Annotated in this window: 16 protein-coding genes; 7 read left to right on the top strand and 9 right to left on the bottom strand. The window is 43.0% G+C overall.

From position 1 onward, the window contains the following. Window positions 1-97: 97 nt before the first annotated feature. Window positions 98-289, bottom strand: coding sequence for a hypothetical protein (locus tag IQO02_RS05080; protein WP_008223046.1), 192 nt, complete (start codon window positions 287-289; stop codon window positions 98-100). Window positions 290-568: 279 nt separating this feature from the next. After that, window positions 569-1906 (bottom strand): amino-acid N-acetyltransferase, encoded by a 1338-nt coding sequence (argA, locus tag IQO02_RS05075; protein ID WP_010438993.1) that lies wholly within the window; start codon window positions 1904-1906, stop codon window positions 569-571. A gap of 161 nt (window positions 1907-2067) precedes the next feature. Here argA and IQO02_RS05070 point away from each other — a divergent pair, with 161 nt between their 5' ends. The 4 genes from IQO02_RS05070 (at window position 2068) to csdE (ending at window position 5128) form a co-directional block, all read left to right on the top strand. Further along, entirely contained in the window at window positions 2068-2541 is a 474-nt protein-coding gene (locus tag IQO02_RS05070; RefSeq protein WP_010438996.1) for a DUF2850 domain-containing protein, read from the top strand. An 81-nt stretch (window positions 2542-2622) separates the two neighbouring features. Then, window positions 2623-3735 (top strand): murein transglycosylase A, encoded by a 1113-nt coding sequence (mltA, locus tag IQO02_RS05065; protein ID WP_016784792.1) that lies wholly within the window; start codon window positions 2623-2625, stop codon window positions 3733-3735. Between the two features lie 113 nt (window positions 3736-3848). Beyond that, window positions 3849-4658, top strand: coding sequence for a tRNA cyclic N6-threonylcarbamoyladenosine(37) synthase TcdA (gene tcdA / locus IQO02_RS05060; RefSeq protein WP_016768337.1), 810 nt, complete (start codon window positions 3849-3851; stop codon window positions 4656-4658). Between the two features lie 41 nt (window positions 4659-4699). After that, window positions 4700-5128 (top strand): cysteine desulfurase sulfur acceptor subunit CsdE, encoded by a 429-nt coding sequence (csdE, locus tag IQO02_RS05055; RefSeq protein WP_016768336.1) that lies wholly within the window; start codon window positions 4700-4702, stop codon window positions 5126-5128. Between the two features lie 83 nt (window positions 5129-5211). Here csdE and csdA read toward each other — a convergent pair whose 3' ends face one another. The 3 genes from csdA to IQO02_RS05040 all read right to left on the bottom strand — a co-directional run bounded on the left by csdA (window position 5212) and on the right by IQO02_RS05040 (window position 8306). Beyond that, window positions 5212-6423, bottom strand: coding sequence for a cysteine desulfurase CsdA (gene csdA, locus IQO02_RS05050; RefSeq protein WP_010439023.1), 1212 nt, complete (start codon window positions 6421-6423; stop codon window positions 5212-5214). A gap of 87 nt (window positions 6424-6510) precedes the next feature. Further along, on the bottom strand, window positions 6511-7404 hold the full coding sequence (gene panE, locus IQO02_RS05045; protein ID WP_016768334.1) for a 2-dehydropantoate 2-reductase: 894 nt from the start codon (window positions 7402-7404) through the stop codon (window positions 6511-6513). Window positions 7405-7514: 110 nt separating this feature from the next. Further along, window positions 7515-8306, bottom strand: coding sequence for an outer membrane protein OmpK (locus IQO02_RS05040; protein ID WP_010439030.1), 792 nt, complete (start codon window positions 8304-8306; stop codon window positions 7515-7517). Window positions 8307-8889: 583 nt separating this feature from the next. Here IQO02_RS05040 and IQO02_RS05035 point away from each other — a divergent pair. Next, a complete protein-coding gene (locus tag IQO02_RS05035; RefSeq protein ID WP_010439033.1) occupies window positions 8890-10236 on the top strand; it encodes a DUF4397 domain-containing protein in 1347 nt (448 codons plus the stop codon). Window positions 10237-10304: 68 nt separating this feature from the next. On the opposite strand, the gene IQO02_RS05030 is transcribed toward IQO02_RS05035, so the two are convergent. The 4 genes from IQO02_RS05030 to IQO02_RS05015 are packed head-to-tail and all read right to left on the bottom strand — an operon-like array spanning window position 10305 to window position 14043. After that, a complete protein-coding gene (locus tag IQO02_RS05030; protein WP_010439036.1) occupies window positions 10305-11663 on the bottom strand; it encodes an AmpG family muropeptide MFS transporter in 1359 nt (452 codons plus the stop codon). A 53-nt stretch (window positions 11664-11716) separates the two neighbouring features. After that, window positions 11717-12265 (bottom strand): peptidylprolyl isomerase, encoded by a 549-nt coding sequence (locus tag IQO02_RS05025; protein WP_010439038.1) that lies wholly within the window; start codon window positions 12263-12265, stop codon window positions 11717-11719. Beyond that, window positions 12265-12834, bottom strand: a complete 570-nt coding sequence (locus tag IQO02_RS05020; RefSeq protein ID WP_010439040.1) for a YajG family lipoprotein — start codon at window positions 12832-12834, stop codon at window positions 12265-12267. The genes IQO02_RS05025 and IQO02_RS05020 overlap by 1 nt, the downstream gene beginning before the upstream one ends. Window positions 12835-12891: 57 nt before the next feature. After that, on the bottom strand, window positions 12892-14043 hold the full coding sequence (locus tag IQO02_RS05015; RefSeq protein WP_010439042.1) for a methyltransferase: 1152 nt from the start codon (window positions 14041-14043) through the stop codon (window positions 12892-12894). Window positions 14044-14216: 173 nt separating this feature from the next. Between IQO02_RS05015 and bolA the strand changes: the two genes are divergently transcribed. Both bolA and IQO02_RS05005 read left to right on the top strand, forming a co-directional pair. After that, on the top strand, window positions 14217-14525 hold the full coding sequence (bolA, locus tag IQO02_RS05010; protein WP_010439043.1) for a transcriptional regulator BolA: 309 nt from the start codon (window positions 14217-14219) through the stop codon (window positions 14523-14525). Window positions 14526-15044: 519 nt separating this feature from the next. Beyond that, a complete protein-coding gene (locus IQO02_RS05005) occupies window positions 15045-16385 on the top strand; it encodes a Na(+)-translocating NADH-quinone reductase subunit A (RefSeq protein ID WP_010439044.1) in 1341 nt (446 codons plus the stop codon). Window position 16386: the final 1 nt, after the last annotated feature.

The following is a 16386-nucleotide window of genomic DNA, read 5'->3' as shown; positions in this document are numbered from 1 at the left end:
TCACTTTAACTGTTAGTGGGTTCTAGTGAGGGGTAACGCAGCTAAATGGCTAAAAGGTAGTACATAAAGCAACCATCCCTGGTCGCTTTGAGCGTTATTAAGAATCTGTTCCTAAAAACGCTCGAGTAAATGATATATGGTTTATCTTGTATTTGGCTTGGCAGTTCAAGATAAACTCTTTTAGATTCTCGCTCACAGGGAAAACGCAGTGTACGTCTAAACCTTCTAAGAATTGGTTATCAGCCATATCCCAAAAACTTTGCAGCGAATTACAAACAATGGTTCTCATATCAATGTTGCTCTTTTTGCTGTTTATATTAACGCTCAACATATTGATGTCGTGCTAAACGTTAACGGGGATAGCAATCCGTGCAGTGACCTCCTCAATGTTACAGGTTCAAACATTGGGGGTATTCCAATAAAAACGTTTGTTTATATCCATAAAACGTGCAAATTCTATACAATTATTGGTGTGAGTTAAAGTGCATACTTGATAAAACTCATATAGTAAACGATTACATTTGCAATTATTTTTGGAACAAAGTGAGATTTCGATCTAAATTTTTAATTATACGTTCAATGCTAAGATTTTTGAATTTCGTTGATAGTTATAAAGCCCCTGCTTTTCCATCGGTAATTCATCAACCCCAATCTCGTAAAACCCTTGTTCGCGGAACCAATGAAGGCTGTGCGTGGTAAGAACAAATATCTGGTCGATATCTCGAGACTTGGATTGGTGACGCATGTAATCCAGTAGCAATTGACCACGGTTCCCATCTCGATAATCAGAGTGGATAGCGACGCACGCCATCTCTGCCATGTGATCTTCTGGATACGCATAAAGCGCAGCGCACCCAATAATAAGCCCGTCTTTTTCAATAATGGTAAAGCGATGGATCTCCTGTTCTAACTGCTCTCTTGAGCGACGAACTAAGATACCCTGTTCTTCCAGGGGCCGAATGAGATCAAATATGCCACCAATATCATCAATCTGAGCTTGTCTTACTTGCTCAGCACTTGCCATCACGACTTGGGTACCAATACCGTCAAAAGAGAACAGCTCTTGGATTAACGCGCCATCGACCTTGTAACTGATTAAGTGGCAACGTGGAACACCGGCTCGACAAGCGGAGATAGCACCTTTTAGGAAGCGTAGTGTTCCCGTGCTCATATCTTCGGTCGGATTCTGAGACTCCGTTAAGCGTTCTAGGATTTGTTTAGCGTCTTTAGGGAACAGTTCGGCGAGTACATTACCGCTTTCGTCGGTTACCCCTTGTTCGGAGCAAAATCCAATCAGCTTGTCTGCCTTTAAGCGAATCGCGACTTGTGTTGCGACTTCTTCAGAAAGCAGGTTAAAACTTTCTCCTGTCACGGAGCTAGCAATTGGACCTAACAGGACAATAGAGCCTTGATCAAGTGTGCGATTAATCCCTTCGATATCGATTCGACGAATACGTCCGCTGTGGCAATAATCCGTACCGTCATCTACGCCTAGCGGCTGAGCCGTAATGAAGTTACCACTCATCACATTCAGTTGAGTGCCTGCCATTGGGGTGTTATTAAGGCTCATCGAAAGACGAGCTGTAATAGCCAGCTGTAATTGACCTGCGGCTTGCATCGCTACCCCTAAAGAATATTCGTCAGTGACTCTAATGTTCTTATGGTAAGGCGTATGGCAATCTTGCTTTGCTAGCAGCTGATTTATCTGTGGTCTTGCCCCGTGAACGAGAACAATCTTGACTCCTAGGCTGTGGAGTAGGGCTATATCACTAATAATGTTGCCGAAATTTTTGTCAGCAACAGCTTCGCCTCCTAGCATAATGACCATGGTTTTGCCACGGTGAGCATTTACGTAAGGTGTTGATTGTCTGAAGCCTTTTACTAGCGCTGTACTTCTTAATTTCACAGAACAAGTCCATTTTGTTTATTTATTCGCTAATTTAGCATTTAAATTCAAATTTAAACAACATGTTTTTGGAATAAAGCGCAAACTATTCTCATCGAGACTTCATTATACAAACGGTCTCAGTGTAGAATATATACAGCATCTTTATGAGTAGTAACCGAATGCAGCAAGCGCCAGCAAGAAAGAACAAGATCGATGAGATAACGGAAAACCTTTACAGCGAAGCAGAACAACGCAATCAGTCTAAATTGAAGCGTAAGATCATCGAACGTTGCTTGATGGTATTGGCCCTAGTGGGTTCATTTGCTGTGGTTTCTTTATTCAGCGATGTGCTTTCACGAGTACAAGATGCAGCAACGCCTGACCACTTGTTGTATGGCACTTGGGTAGAGCAGGACGTTGCACATTATGTAACGGACGAATTTGTGCTCAATGCCAATGGTGTGTCAGTACGAGGATCTGTTGTGTCGACTAGTTTTGATTTCGATGGGAACTACTTCGAATATAAGACGGGAGATAGAGCCTATCGTTTTCGTATCACTAACTCTGACAACACAGAGATGGTGCTCGATTCAGACGCTCACTATAATCCTGTCTTCCGTCTTAAGGGACATATGGTTAATTCAGTTCGATAGGTTATCTTACTGTAAACTCTTACAATCTAAGATTGTGTTATCTGACCGTTTTTGTCATCCTCGATGCATAGAATTTTTAGGATGACTCTTGTGATTAAAAAATGGCTTCCCCTTGTTGCTGCCTCTTTACTATTTGGCTGTGCTCAACCCACCGATCGTGCTCAACAACACTTTGATGATGAATTTCCTCGTACCTTAAATAAGGTCGATCAGGTTGAATCCAACAAACCAAGAGACTACACCGCATTTGCAGAACAAGCTGAGATGGTGGTTTCTAAATCTCCTTCAATGGCTAAGATCTATGAACCGTTGTATCAGCAACTCAATGAGTGGGCGATGCTGAGTGGCGATCCTAGCGAATTAGCTAATTTCGGTGTTCAAACCGCTCAACTTGGTGGTGGCGATAAGCAAGGTAATGTTTTGTTTACTGGTTACTTTTCTCCAGTCATAGAATTACGCCATGAAGCGAACGAAGAATATCAATTTCCTGTCTATGGGCTCCCTGATTGCGGTAAAGAGTGTCCCACTCGCGAAGAAATCTACAATGGTGCGTTGGATGGGCAAGGCCTTGAACTTGGCTATGCAGCAAACCGTATCGACCCGTTTATGATGGAAGTGCAAGGTAGTGGCTTTGTGCATTTTGGTGACGACGACACGCTCAAGTACTTTGCTTATGCAGGAAAGAACAACAAAGCTTATGTGAGTATTGGTCGTGTATTGATCGATAGAGGCTTGGTTCCTCGTGAAAAAATGTCACTGAAAGCAATCAAAGAGTGGGTATTGGCGAATGAGCCTGAAGTGGTAAAAGAGCTACTTGAACAAAACCCTTCTTTTGTATTCTTTAGTTCTAGAGCAGATTTGTCGGTAATGGGAAGTGCTGGTATTCCATTGTTACCAATGGCTGCCGTTGCTGGAGATCGTTCGATATTACCTATGGGTACACCTATTTTGGCTGAGGTTCCATTGTTGAATGCCGATGGCACGTGGAGCGGCGCGCACCAACTAAGATTGTTACTGGTTTTGGATACGGGCGGCGCAGTTAAGCAGAACCATTTAGATCTCTACCATGGTATGGGGCCAAGAGCGGGTACTGAAGCGGGTCACTATAAGCACTTTGGTCGTGTATGGAAACTTGGCCTAGATGGCTCTGCAACCGAAGCGCCTTGGGCTTTGCCTCCTGAGAAGTTTGAGTAAACGACGATAAAATAGGGCATTGAAAGCGAATCGCTAATCCCCTAGACTTTTAATTCAAGAGTGCGTATAAAACGCACTCTTTTCTTTTTCTCAGAAATAAATTGGCGGCAATAATGCGTGAATTGACCACACCAGCTTCAGAAAACTATGACCAACGATTTGGTGGCACTCGCCGTCTGTATGGCAATAGTGAAGTCGACATACTTAGAGCGGCACATGTGTGTGTGATCGGTATTGGTGGCGTCGGTTCATGGGCGGTTGAAGCGCTTGCACGTACTGGTTTAGGTGAGCTAACGTTGATCGATATGGATGACGTGTGCGTGACTAACATTAACCGTCAGATCCACGCTATGTCGGGTACGGTTGGCAAGAGCAAAATCGAAGTGATGGCTGAGCGCGTTAAGTTGATTAACCCTGAGTGTAAAGTGAACCTGATTGATGACTTTATTGGTCCTGACAATCAGGCTGAGTATTTGTCGAAAGAGTTCGATTTTGTTCTCGATGCGATTGATAGCATGAAAGCTAAAGCTTCGCTGTTGGCGTATTGTCGTAGTAACAAAATCAAAGTGATCACCACGGGTGGTGCGGGTGGCCAAGTCGACCCAACTCAAATCAAAGTGGCTGATCTGACTAAGACGATTCAAGACCCGTTAGCGAAGAAATTGAAAGACACATTACGTCGTCATCACAATTTCCCTAAGAACCCAGCACGTAAGTTTGGCATCGATTGTGTGTTCTCGACTGAGCAACTTAAATACCCTCAAGCTGACGGCAGTGTATGTGCTGCGAAAGCGACCGCAGAAGGGCCAAAACGAATGGATTGTGCGACAGGTTTTGGCGCAGCAACGGTGGTAACGGCTACGTTTGGTTTTGTGGCGGTTTCACGTATCGTAGAAAAGATCGTTCAAAAGCATACTAAGTAACTCGTTACTTTGAGCTTACTAAGAATTTACTGGATATAAAAATGACGTCATTTCCAAGTTCTCCATTCGGCCAAGAAATTACCAGTGATGATATTGTCGCAAAGATGCAGACTTTCAGCGGTTGGGAAGACCGTTATCGTCAAGTGATTCAATGGGGAAAGAAACTGCCAACCATGCCTGACGAGCTGAAAAATGAGCAGGTTGTTGTTTCTGGTTGTGAAAGCCAAGTCTGGCTAGTTTCTCAGAACATCGACGGTGTTTGGTACTTTTGTGCTGATTCTGATGCTCGTATCGTTCGCGGCCTTATCGCATTAGTGATGTCTGCTTTTGATGGAAAAACATCAGCACAGATACAATCGTTCGATATTGATAGTTACTTTGAAAACATCGGTCTAATTACTCATCTAAGCCCATCTCGCGGTAATGGATTAAAAGCGATTGTTGCTCAAATCCAAGAGCTAAGTGCTTAGCATCTCTTAGATACACAGAAACAAAAAGGGTTGGCGCTAAACGCCAACCCTAAATAATTTCGCTACTCGTTATTCTTTACTATCTATAGCATATCAACGGCTTTTTCTATCGCCGCAACGAGCTTTTCAACATCATCCATGTTGTTGTAAATACCAAATGAAACTCGAACCGTTCCTTTTACATTAAGCGCATCCATCAATGGGTGAGCACAATGATGTCCTGCTCGAACCGCAATACCTTGTTGATCCAACAGTGTCGCAATATCTTGATGGTGAACACCGTCCATCACAAAAGTAATCACACTTGAATTGGGTTTGTAGCCAAGAACCTGGATATCATCCAATTGGTTGAGTGCTTGGTAGGTTTTCTGTTGTAGCTGGTGGATGTGAGTTTCCACATCGTGCTGCTCAAACTTATGTAACCACTCTATCGCTGTACGTAATGCGATGGCTCCCGCCACGTTTGGCGTGCCAGCTTCAAATTTACCAGGCAGTTCAGAAAATGTGGTGCCAGAGAAAGAGACGCGCTCGACCATTTTGCCACCACCATGCCAAGGTGGCATTACTTCGAGCAATTCAAGTTTGCCATAAAGGACACCGATACCTGCAGGGGCATAGAGCTTGTGCCCTGAGAAAACATAGAAATCCGCATCTAAAGAAGAAACATCAACTGGCTCATGAACGATGCCTTGTGCGCCATCGACCACAACAATCGCATTCTTCATGTGGGCTTTTTCTATGACAGCTTTAATCGGCTGACGAGAACCGGTAACGTTGGTTATCTGAGCTAATGCAACAATTTTGGTCTTATCATTAAGCAGATGATCAAAAGCTTGTAGATCAAATTCACAATCTGATGTCATCGGTACTTTAACGACTCTAGCGCCGGTTTGTTCTGCCACAATTTGCCAAGGTACAATGTTGGCGTGATGCTCCATTTCGCTAACCAAGATCTCATCGCCGGGCTGAAGCGTGCTTCTTGCGTAGGTTTGAGCAATTAGGTTGAGCGCTTCGGTGGCACCGCGAGTCCAGATGATCTCTTTTGACGATGTCGCGCCAATAAACTGAGCGACCTTATCTCTTGCTGCTTCAAACTGACTGGTCGCGTTCGCTGTTAAGCTGTGGCTACCACGATGAACATTGGCATTTTGCTTGGAGTAATACTGGCTAATGGCATCAATAACCACCTGAGGTTTTTGTGTCGTTGCCGCGCTGTCTAAGTAAATCAACGGTTGTTGGTTGATGGTTTGTGATAGCGCAGGAAACTGCTCTCGGATGTGATTGATATCAAGCATCTATTTTTACCTAAAATCTTGGAAATTGGTGCTAGCGTTATGCTGAGCGGTATCGTTATTTTATCGCGACTTGTGAACGGTTGCTGACTAATCTTGCTGATTCCAACTATTTTCTCGTTCTTTAACCTGATCGAAGAGCTTTTGGTTAACAGGAACATCTATCTGATGCTTAAGTGCCGTCTTTATTAGGTGTCCGGTAATGAAGTCGATCTCTGTCTTTCGTTGGTAAAACATATCTTGCTTCATTGAAGAGTTGTTCTTTGCTGTCGCTTGAATAACCTTGTTGACACTTGTCTCTAATTCGTCGAATGAACAAGTAATGCCTTCTGCCAGCATCACTTGTGTGATTTCTCTAATTATAGAACTCAAAACTTCGCTAAATCTTTGGTCAACAAGCTCTCCGTTTGTGATTTGTTCCAGCCCAGTCAATGGGTTGATGGCACAATTGATGGCGAGCTTAGTCCATAGCGCTGTTTTTATCTCTGGGTTCCAACTTACAGTAGGTAAGGCATGTTCCAACACATCGACTAAAAAAGTGCACTGTTGACCCTTGAGGTTAAAAGTCCCCAATTGTGTTTGGCCGATTCCTGTGTGAGATACATTATTGCGGTCGGGTTTGAATGCAGCTTGGGTGGTAGTCGCCAATACTACTGGGTGAGCATCAATTTGAGTTGCTATCTGATCGACCGCACCCATTCCGTTGTGCAGGAACATGAGAATGGTGTCGGGATCGAGGTGTTGAAGTAGCGGAGTGGTTGCTTCTTCTACTTGCCAAGCTTTGACCGTGAAGATGACTAAATCACTTTCAGATAGCTTTTCGATATTGTGATTACTGAAGGAAAGAGAAGCTTGCTCATCCAATGATAGTTCCATTGAGTTGTTAGCAGAGCGGCCCCACAAAGAGACATTATGACCCGCTTGAAGTAGTTTTATCGCCCACAAAGAGCCAATAGCCCCAGGCCCAACAATAGTAATGTTCACAGCAATACCGAGATAAGAAAGTGGTGCTGCAAGGATAGCGAGGCATTAAATGAAAGCAATAAAAAATGGCACCCGAGGGTGCCATTTAGGAAACTTTCTTAGAAGTTCGATTAGAACTTGTAAGTTACCGCTACGTAGTGACCGAAGCCTGTCGTTTTACCTGCTAGGCCGTCATCTTTAAGACCGTAAACGTCTTTGTAGCCTTTAAGGCCGTAACCAACAGCAAAGCGATCTGAGTGCCAGTAAAGGCCGTTGAACATAACGCCACCATTTGATGTATTCAACGCTTTGTTATCATCATCCATGCCGAATTGGTAATCGATGTAACCTTGGTAAGAGATGAATGAACCATTCTCGAAGAAGTAGAATGGTTTGAACCAGTTAGTCGAGATTTGGTAGCCGTTCCAATCTTTGTTGTTTGAATCGTATGTACCGTATAGGTTTAGGCCAATTTTGCCCAACCAAGGAACCATCACGTCAGAGCCAAGACCAACTTTTTGAGTGTTAACGCCAGAGTTTCCGCCCCATTCCATAAGTGTAGAAACATAAAGCTCTTGGACTGGACCGAAAGATAGATCTTTGCCAGTTAGGCCGTCAAGAGACATACGTGGCGCAAACTTCATAAAGATTTTTTCTTGGCCATCTTTATCACTGCCTGGATCAGAAGTTAGGTTGAATACATCAACGTAACCGTATAGGTCGAAGATTCCAGAGCGACCACCAAATTCCATCTCTAGGTAATCATGAGTTGATTCGCCTGGAAGTTCATCAATAGCACCCATAAGGTTGAACTGCATCCATTTGTAATCGTTCTTATGGATGTCGCCGTCAGAATAATCAGCCGCCATTACTGGAGCAGATGCTGCTGCAAGTAGGCCAAGAGTTAAAAGTGATTTACGCATAATGGAACTCTCTATGTTTGAAATAAGTAACCCGCTAATCCGTGCGTGTTTATATGTCCGAATGCCGAGCATAATAGCGATTTTGTTCTCAAATAAAAGTGAGACGGAGTGAAAACTATAATTATTATGGTGAGGTTGATCACACTAATGATCTAAATGACGGAACTTTAAGATGGCAATGCATCTTGATGCACCACTAATTCTATTGGTTTTGTGAAATTTGATTATTTTGTGGATAAATTGGCTAAATACCATCCTAAGCAAACGATTCTACTGAATAGAGTGACATGCATATCAAAATCAACAGTATTCCTTTCTAAGTTTTTTCTTCCCCAAAATGGGTTAAATCGTCTGTCTCGTTTTCTTTGCTTTGATCTATTTTTGACCGACTCCGTAATGAAGTTGGAGTTATTTAATGAAGAACTCTGGTGACGAGTAAATCGGATTACAAACCCTGTTGCTTACCACTAAAAAGAGATAACGAGACAGTTCTTTGCGCTATACACAGATTAAGTGTTGACAGACTTTTAAGAAACTTCCTTTTGTGCGTTGAGCTGTTCTAAATGTTTTGGAGAGAAGACTAATGAAATATTCACCAATTTTAGCAGTAGCAATTTCAGCGCTTTTTATTGTCGGCTGTAATGACGACGATGAGCCCACAACGCAAATTCAAGCGGTACATGCGTCACCAGATGCGCCGCTTGCGAATGTTTTGATTAACAGTCAGGCACGTTGGACGGGTGTCGATTATGCCAACGCATCAGGGTATACATCAGTGACAGCTGGGCAGACTTCCGTTCAAGTTGACGTTCAACTCCCTGGCGATGCCGTTCTAACTGTATTACCTCAAAACCAATTTGAATTGAGCAGCGATACTGATTATACAGTGATGGTAGTTGGTGATGCTGACGGTTCGAATAATCCAGTTGAAGCGTTAGTCGTGACGAGACCTGCGAGTGGTACAGCAACAAGCTCAAGTTTAGATGTGCAGGTTGTTCATGCGGCATCTGGTGTTGGGGATGTGAACTTATACGTTACAGGTCCGAGTGATCCTCTAGGCACACCTCTCGGGACGTTAGGGTATAAAGATTTCACAGACGTTCTGAATATCCCTGCTGGGCAGTATCGAGTGAGACTAGAAACAGTGAGTGGTAGTGCTATTGCTTTTGATTCTGGAGAAATTACTCTGTCTGGCGGTAGTGAGTTGACTATAGCGGCGGTACCTAGAGCTGATTCAAACAGTGCGTCTCCAGTGAAACTTATGGTGATGGATGGTAAAGGCTCATCTTTGATTTACGATATGGCAGAAACCGCAGAAGTAAGAGTGGGGCACCTTGTGGATGGTGCACCAAATGTAGATGTGTATGTGAATTCAACCCAGTTTGCTCCGCTTGATGATTTGATGTTTAAAGAAGTTCGTGGGTTCTTAGATCTAGCGGCAGGGAGCTACGATATTGACATCTATGAAACTGCGACGACGTCTCCCACATTTATTGATGTTGATGGTTTAGCTGTGTTTACTGGTATGGATTACAGTGTGTATGCAGTAGGAACAGTATCGAATCTTAATTTGGAAGCTCTGGTTGTACCGGAAAATAGACGCCCTGTTGCCACTAGTGCGGTATTGAATATTACTCATGCAGCGGCTAACCCAATCGCAGCGTTAGTTGACATTTACTTAACCGAAAACGTGGGAATTTCAGGAAGTACACCGGCATTGAGTAACGTGAAATTCAAAGATTACGCGAATGGTATTTATGTGGCAGCGGGATCTTACTACGTGACGATTACTGTAGCAGGAGACCCAACTACTGTTGCCATTGACTCTGCGCCTGCAACCTTAGCTGATGGTGTCGTTTATCAAGTTGTGGCGATTGATGATGTGGCGGGAATGGGCTTCAACTTATTAGTGAGTGATACAACAGACTAGATCTGTGATGTCAGTAATCAGAAAACAAAAGAGGGCAGCTCAATGCTATCCTCTTTTTTCTTTTGCTCTTATTCTTGGTTGGTTTTAGCTTTCTCTAATAAATCAGTGAAAAAGTGGCGTAACGAATAAAGCATGATCAAGCTTGGAATGACCATTAATGAGGTCAGTATAAAGAAGGTTGACCAATCATTGAGGAAATCAACCAACTCACCACTGAAGGAAGCCAGCGTGGTGCGACCGAAGTTACCCAAGGATGCGAGTAATGCATACTGGGTTGCAGAGAAGGCTTGCCCAGTTAATAGTGTTAAGAAAGACACGAATGCTACTGTCGAGAATGCCGTTGTAAAGTTATCGACAATAATTGTTGCCAAGAACAGAGTTTCACTTGGGCCCGCTTTAGCTATCCATGCAAACATCAGGTTACTGGCTGCCATTGCTATACCGCCAATCATCAACCCGCGCACAATACCGAACCTGACATTGAAGATACTGCCTAACAAGGTGAAGAATATTGTTGCGCCCCAGCCAATTAGCTTGGAGTAGTGACCAATTTGTTCGTTGCTAAAGCCTATCTCTTTGTAGAAGGGGATCGACATTCGCCCTAAGAAAGCTTCGCCTATCTTAAATAGGAATACAAACAGCAGAAGAGTAATCGCTACCTGAACACCATTCCGCCTAAAGAAATCATAAAACGGTTCTAATACTGTGACACTGAACCACGCCACAACTTTTGAACCCACCACTTTATTATGACGTTGCAGAGCTTCTTTTTGTAGTGCTTCACGTTTGGTAATCGGCTCACCAACAAACAGCGTGAACAACATCAGAACGACGACGACACCAGCCATACCGTAATATACACCGTTCCAACCTATAGAATCGGCATTGATAAATGCCAGATAACCCGGAAGTGAGTAACCTGTCCACCATCCGACAACGGCCATAGCAGAAGCTTGTGGCAATTTTGATGATTCTGATTTTGGAAATGAATCAATACGGAAAGCATCAATCGCGATATCTTGAGTAGCAGAAGCAATTGCAATTCCAAGCGCAAGCATGGAAGTGAACATCAGATCATTGGCTGGGTTCACTCCTGCAATTAATAATGTGCAGATCAATACAAAGCTTTGACATAAAAATATCCAGCTGCGTCGTTGACCTAGAATGGAGTGCAGGATTGGCAACTTGACTCGGTCAACCAAGGGAGCCCATAAAAAATTAATGGCGTAGACTGCAAATACGCTACCAAAATAGCCGATTGCAGCGCGAGTTAAGCCCGCATCTTTAAGCCATCCAGACATGTTGGAGCCAATAAGAACCCATGGGAAGCCACTCGAACAACCTAACATAAACACCCAAAGTAAGCGTTTATCTAGGTAGCTGCGGAAAGTCTGCATCCAAGTAAGAGAGGGAGTGCCTGATGACATAGGGCGTCCTTGTATAGAAAAACGCCCTTAAGAAATAAGGGCGTTTGATGAGGTTACTTAAGAAGGGTTACGTTGGTGATGACGATTGGGTCGGTTGGGATGTCTGACATACGTCCCATTCGTTTAGTTGGAATGGTGGCCATCTTTTGAATGACATCAAACCCCTCAGTCACTTTGCCAAATACAGCGTAACCAGGATTACCGCCTTTCGCGTTTAAGAAATCATTGTCAGCAAAGTTAATGAAGAACTGACGAGTCGCAGAATCAGGCGCATTAGTGCGAGCCATAGCGATCGTTGCTGTATCATTCTTTAGACCGTTACTGCCTTCGTTCTTGATTGGAGCATAAGTCGCTTGTTGATTCATGTCCTGATCGAAGCCACCACCTTGTGCCATAAAGCCCGGAATAACTCGGTGGAAGATAGTGCCTTCGTAGCTGCCGTCTTCAACGTATTTTAGGAAGTTCTCAGCACTAATCGGTGCTTGTTCTTGGTTTAGTTCAATAGTGAAGTCACCTAATGTTGTTTCAACGTTCACTTTAGGACCAGCCCAAACGCTCACGCTCACCAGCATTAATGCGATAGAAGTAAGAATGCGGCTCATTAGAAACGTTCCTTCATGTAGTTTTGTAGTTCAGGGTCATTCGCGATTTCAGTAAGAACCAAGTTGATCACATCGTTAAGCACCATTGAGATGTCGTCGTTTGATGCGCTTAGTGCTCCGGTACGAGTCGCTGTACCGTTGAATGTTTTAACTAGCTTACCTTCAGGTGTTTCAGCAGTTACTTCAAGCGTCACTTTACCGTCCATTTGGTTTTCCATAATGGTGTGCTTGACGGTAACAAGTGCTTCTTGAATTTCTAAAACCACAGAGTTTTCACTGTTTACGCTTGCACGAAAACCTTGTGACTCTAGCTGTTGTGCTAAAGCGTTTTCCAGAGAAATACGCATATTTTGCTTTGCGTGAATTGGTTGGATATTTGAACGTCCACTATCAACCAATGCAACATACTGAGCAGCACGTACATCTTTACTGGTTAACGTGTATGTTTTGCCTTGCACAAGGTTGCTTGAGCTTAATGAAGCTTCTGGCATTACGTTGATCTGTTCTTGCTGAGGGGCTGAACATGCTGTTAAAGCCATAATAGAGGCAGCCAAAATCAGTTTTTTCATTCCTTTATCCTTTCTAAATTCACACAAGAAGCTCGGTATTTTAAAGCGGTCTACTGCCTATTTGTTAAAGTTAGCAGGTTCTCTTGTTGCTTGTAATATCTCAAATTTTTGGTTCAATTCAAGCGTTTCAACGTTCGCTTCACCAAATAATCTCGCTAGTTTTACATCGTATCCGAGGTGACGGTTACCAATAACAATTAATTTGCCCCCATTGCTTAGAACATGCTTTGCATCACAGAACATTTGCCATGCAATGTGATCAGTAATCGCTTGTTGCTGGTGGAATGGAGGATTACACATAACCAAGTAAGTGCTGTTTTTCTTAAAGCCATCTAAACAGTTGTTAGCAATGAACTGAAAGTTGCCTTCTTCACCTAGGTTATCTATTACATTTTGTCGTGCTGATTCCACAGCCATAAAGCTCTCATCCACACAAGTGATACGAGCTTGTGGGTTTAATTGGCCTGCTTTTACACTCAATACGCCATTACCACAGCCTAAGTCGATGATATGACGTAGTTCAGGATCTTGAGGGATGTGCTCTAGCATATAACGAGCGCCTTGATCGAGTGCTTCCCCTGAGTAAACATTTGGTAAATTTTTCAGACGGATATCTTCACCGTCTACATCCCACTCAACGTAAGGTTCGACTTTTTGAATCGGCTGGCAATTTGGAGAAGATAAGACTAAGCGATGTTTTTTCTTTGCTAGCGATGTTTTTGTTTCGCCTAGATATTTTTCAAAAATGTTAAGCGTTGAAGTGTGTATCTCTTTCACTTTATTTACCCCAATGACTTGGCAGCCTTCAGGTAACGCTTGACGTAATTGGCTTAACTGCCAAATCAGGTGACGGTTTGTTTTCGGCAACTGCATAATCACAAGATCAATCCCGTGTGGGATCGCATCCATTGTGTTTAAGAAACTCACACGATTACTTTGATTACGTTGTAAGTTTTTCAGTGCGCCACGATGGGAGATAAAAGAATCACTCATCATCGTGACATCATGATCTTTGGAGAACCAAGTAGATAGAGCACCAAAGCTATCGTTCATGATTAAAATGTGTTTACCAGGTTCAAGATTCATCTCTTCAACATGGTTGATAATGTATTCGTCGCCCGCATCCCAAGCTTGAAGAGTTTCATTTGAACGTTTAGGGAAACGATGTAAGGTCAAAGTTCTATCGAGAAGGGTAAGATCGGTTTTCATACTTGAGGTGCTTATAATAAGAAATAACAGAGATATTGTCTCAAATGCAGGCTAAACAAGATAGAAAAAACTCAACCAAACCGATGCCGTCTGCAATGAAATACTCAGACAGTCGACCTGTTAGGGTTTATAATCACCTCACAGTAATGCCAATACGTTATTAAGGAATCACAATGATCCAAGAAGTTATCGAAACAAAATTGCACAATGAGTTTTCACCAAGTCATTTAAGCGTGGTGAATGAGAGCTATATGCACAATGTTCCGGCTGGTTCTGAGAGTCATTTTAAAGTGATTGTTGTCAGTGATGTGTTTGAAGGTTTGCGTCTTATTGCTCGTCATCGAGCGGTAAATAAGGCACTTTCAGAAGAGTTAGCCAATAATATCCACGCACTGTCTATTCACACTTATACAAAAGATGAATGGATGAAGCAGCTAGATAGCGTGCCAGACAGTCCAATGTGTATGGGTGGCGGAAAGTAAGAAGGCCTATATACAGAGAAAAGCGCCATGGCGCTTTTTTTGTCGTCAAACTTATGTATTTTTCGTTCTTATATCACCCAAACTGATGTCAAATTGAACGGGCTCAAATACCTACAATGAGTAATGTTTTTATTAACAGTGTTTCAACATAACTAGTAAAATATTAGTTTGTGACAGAGTATTAATCTCTTGTTTAAAACACGATTCAAAAGCCATTTTATCTGTGCGGCTCGTCAAATTTATACATATTTGAGAGGCCATATGCTTCAAATCTCACCAAATAAAGGCTGTATTCAAGTTATTGGTCATGGCATCGAGTTGTCAAAAAATGCTAGAATATCGCACCTGATAAATCTCACATGATTCGTGTGGTGATTTTATTATGAAAATGTTGCGATTTTGGTATCTCAAATTTACCAAAACCGGACACTGTAATGTCGTGTCTAAGGGCGAGTTTAAAACGTCCTGAATTTACGCAATTAAAAGAATCTTTTTCCCGATAAAGTAGTGCAAGTGCGTATGATTACAATAAATAAGGGTTTGGATCTTCCTATCGCAGGAACTCCATCCCAGGTGATTAATGATGGTAAGTCCATCACTAAAGTCGCCTTGCTTGGCGAAGAGTACGTTGGTATGCGTCCTACGATGCATGCTCGCGTTGGTGATGAAGTGAAGAAAGGCCAAGTTCTTTTTGCAGATAAAAAGAACCCAGGTGTTGTATTTACTTCTCCAGCAAGCGGTAAAGTTATTGAAGTGAACCGTGGTGCTAAGCGTGTTCTTCAATCAGTAGTGATTGAAGTAGCAGGCAATGAGCAAATCACGTTCAATAGCTATGAAGCTAGCCAACTAGCAGGTCTTGACCGTGAAACGGTTAAATCTCAGTTAGTTGAGTCTGGCGCATGGACCGCTTTGCGAACTCGTCCGTTCAGCAAGGTTCCAGCCATTGATTCTGAAACTCAGGCTATTTTCGTAACTGCTATGGATACTAATCCGTTGGCAGCTGAGCCAGAATTAATCATTAACGAGCAGTCTGATGCTTTCGTTGCTGGTTTGGATCTTCTTTCAACTCTGACTAACGGTAAAGTGTACGTTTGTAAAAAAGGTACTAGTTTACCTCGTTCAGCTCAGTCTAACGTTGAAGAACATGTTTTTGATGGCCCACACCCTGCAGGTCTTGCAGGCACGCATATGCATTACCTATACCCGGTAAATGCACAAAACGTAGCGTGGAGCATTAACTACCAAGATGTTATCGCATTCGGTAAGCTTTTCCTTACTGGTGAGATTTACTCTGAGCGTGTTGTTTCTCTGGCTGGTCCAGTAGTTAACAACCCACGTCTAGTTCGTACTCAAATTGGTGCTAGCCTTGAAGAGTTAACGGACAGCGAGTTGATGCCAGGTGAAGTTCGCCTGATCTCAGGTTCAGTGTTATCTGGTGTTCACGCTTCAGGTCCACATGCTTACCTTGGCCGTTACCATCAACAGGTTTCGGTTCTTCGTGAAGGTCGTGATAAAGAGCTGTTTGGTTGGGCAATGCCTGGTAAGAACAAGTTCTCTGTTACTCGTTCATTCCTTGGTCACGTGTTTAAAGGTCAGTTGTTCAACATGACAACGACAACAAACGGTAGTGATCGCTCTATGGTTCCAATTGGTAACTACGAGAAAGTAATGCCATTAGATATGGAGCCTACTTTGCTGCTTCGCGATCTATGCGCTGGCGACGTTGATAGTGCACAAGCACTTGGTGCGCTAGAGCTAGATGAAGAAGATTTAGCACTGTGTACCTTTGTATGTCCTGGTAAGTACGAGTACGGTCAGTTACTTCGTGAATGCCTAGATATAATTGTGAAGGAAGGGTAAT

It is taken from the genome of Vibrio sp. OPT24, from assembly GCF_015163545.1.
GTDB lineage: Bacteria > Pseudomonadota > Gammaproteobacteria > Enterobacterales > Vibrionaceae > Vibrio > Vibrio cyclitrophicus.
The sequence above is the reverse complement of the archived record's forward strand: the minus strand, read 5'-3'. Positions and strand labels throughout refer to the sequence as shown.

Coding starts and splice junctions, on each gene's coding strand:
- tcdA (WP_016768337.1), top strand. CDS start 3,849: ATGCGTGAATTGACCACACCAGCTTCAGAAAACTATGACCAACGATTT.
- IQO02_RS05030 (WP_010439036.1), bottom strand. CDS start 11,663: ATGTCATCAGGCACTCCCTCTCTTACTTGGATGCAGACTTTCCGCAGC.
- IQO02_RS05080 (WP_008223046.1), bottom strand. CDS start 289: ATGAGAACCATTGTTTGTAATTCGCTGCAAAGTTTTTGGGATATGGCT.
- IQO02_RS05040 (WP_010439030.1), bottom strand. CDS start 8,306: ATGCGTAAATCACTTTTAACTCTTGGCCTACTTGCAGCAGCATCTGCT.
- csdA (WP_010439023.1), bottom strand. CDS start 6,423: ATGCTTGATATCAATCACATCCGAGAGCAGTTTCCTGCGCTATCACAA.
- IQO02_RS05070 (WP_010438996.1), top strand. CDS start 2,068: ATGCAGCAAGCGCCAGCAAGAAAGAACAAGATCGATGAGATAACGGAA.
- IQO02_RS05005 (WP_010439044.1), top strand. CDS start 15,045: ATGATTACAATAAATAAGGGTTTGGATCTTCCTATCGCAGGAACTCCA.
- IQO02_RS05035 (WP_010439033.1), top strand. CDS start 8,890: ATGAAATATTCACCAATTTTAGCAGTAGCAATTTCAGCGCTTTTTATT.
- IQO02_RS05025 (WP_010439038.1), bottom strand. CDS start 12,265: ATGAGCCGCATTCTTACTTCTATCGCATTAATGCTGGTGAGCGTGAGC.
- mltA (WP_016784792.1), top strand. CDS start 2,623: ATGACTCTTGTGATTAAAAAATGGCTTCCCCTTGTTGCTGCCTCTTTA.
- IQO02_RS05015 (WP_010439042.1), bottom strand. CDS start 14,043: ATGAAAACCGATCTTACCCTTCTCGATAGAACTTTGACCTTACATCGT.
- bolA (WP_010439043.1), top strand. CDS start 14,217: ATGATCCAAGAAGTTATCGAAACAAAATTGCACAATGAGTTTTCACCA.
- IQO02_RS05020 (WP_010439040.1), bottom strand. CDS start 12,834: ATGAAAAAACTGATTTTGGCTGCCTCTATTATGGCTTTAACAGCATGT.
- csdE (WP_016768336.1), top strand. CDS start 4,700: ATGACGTCATTTCCAAGTTCTCCATTCGGCCAAGAAATTACCAGTGAT.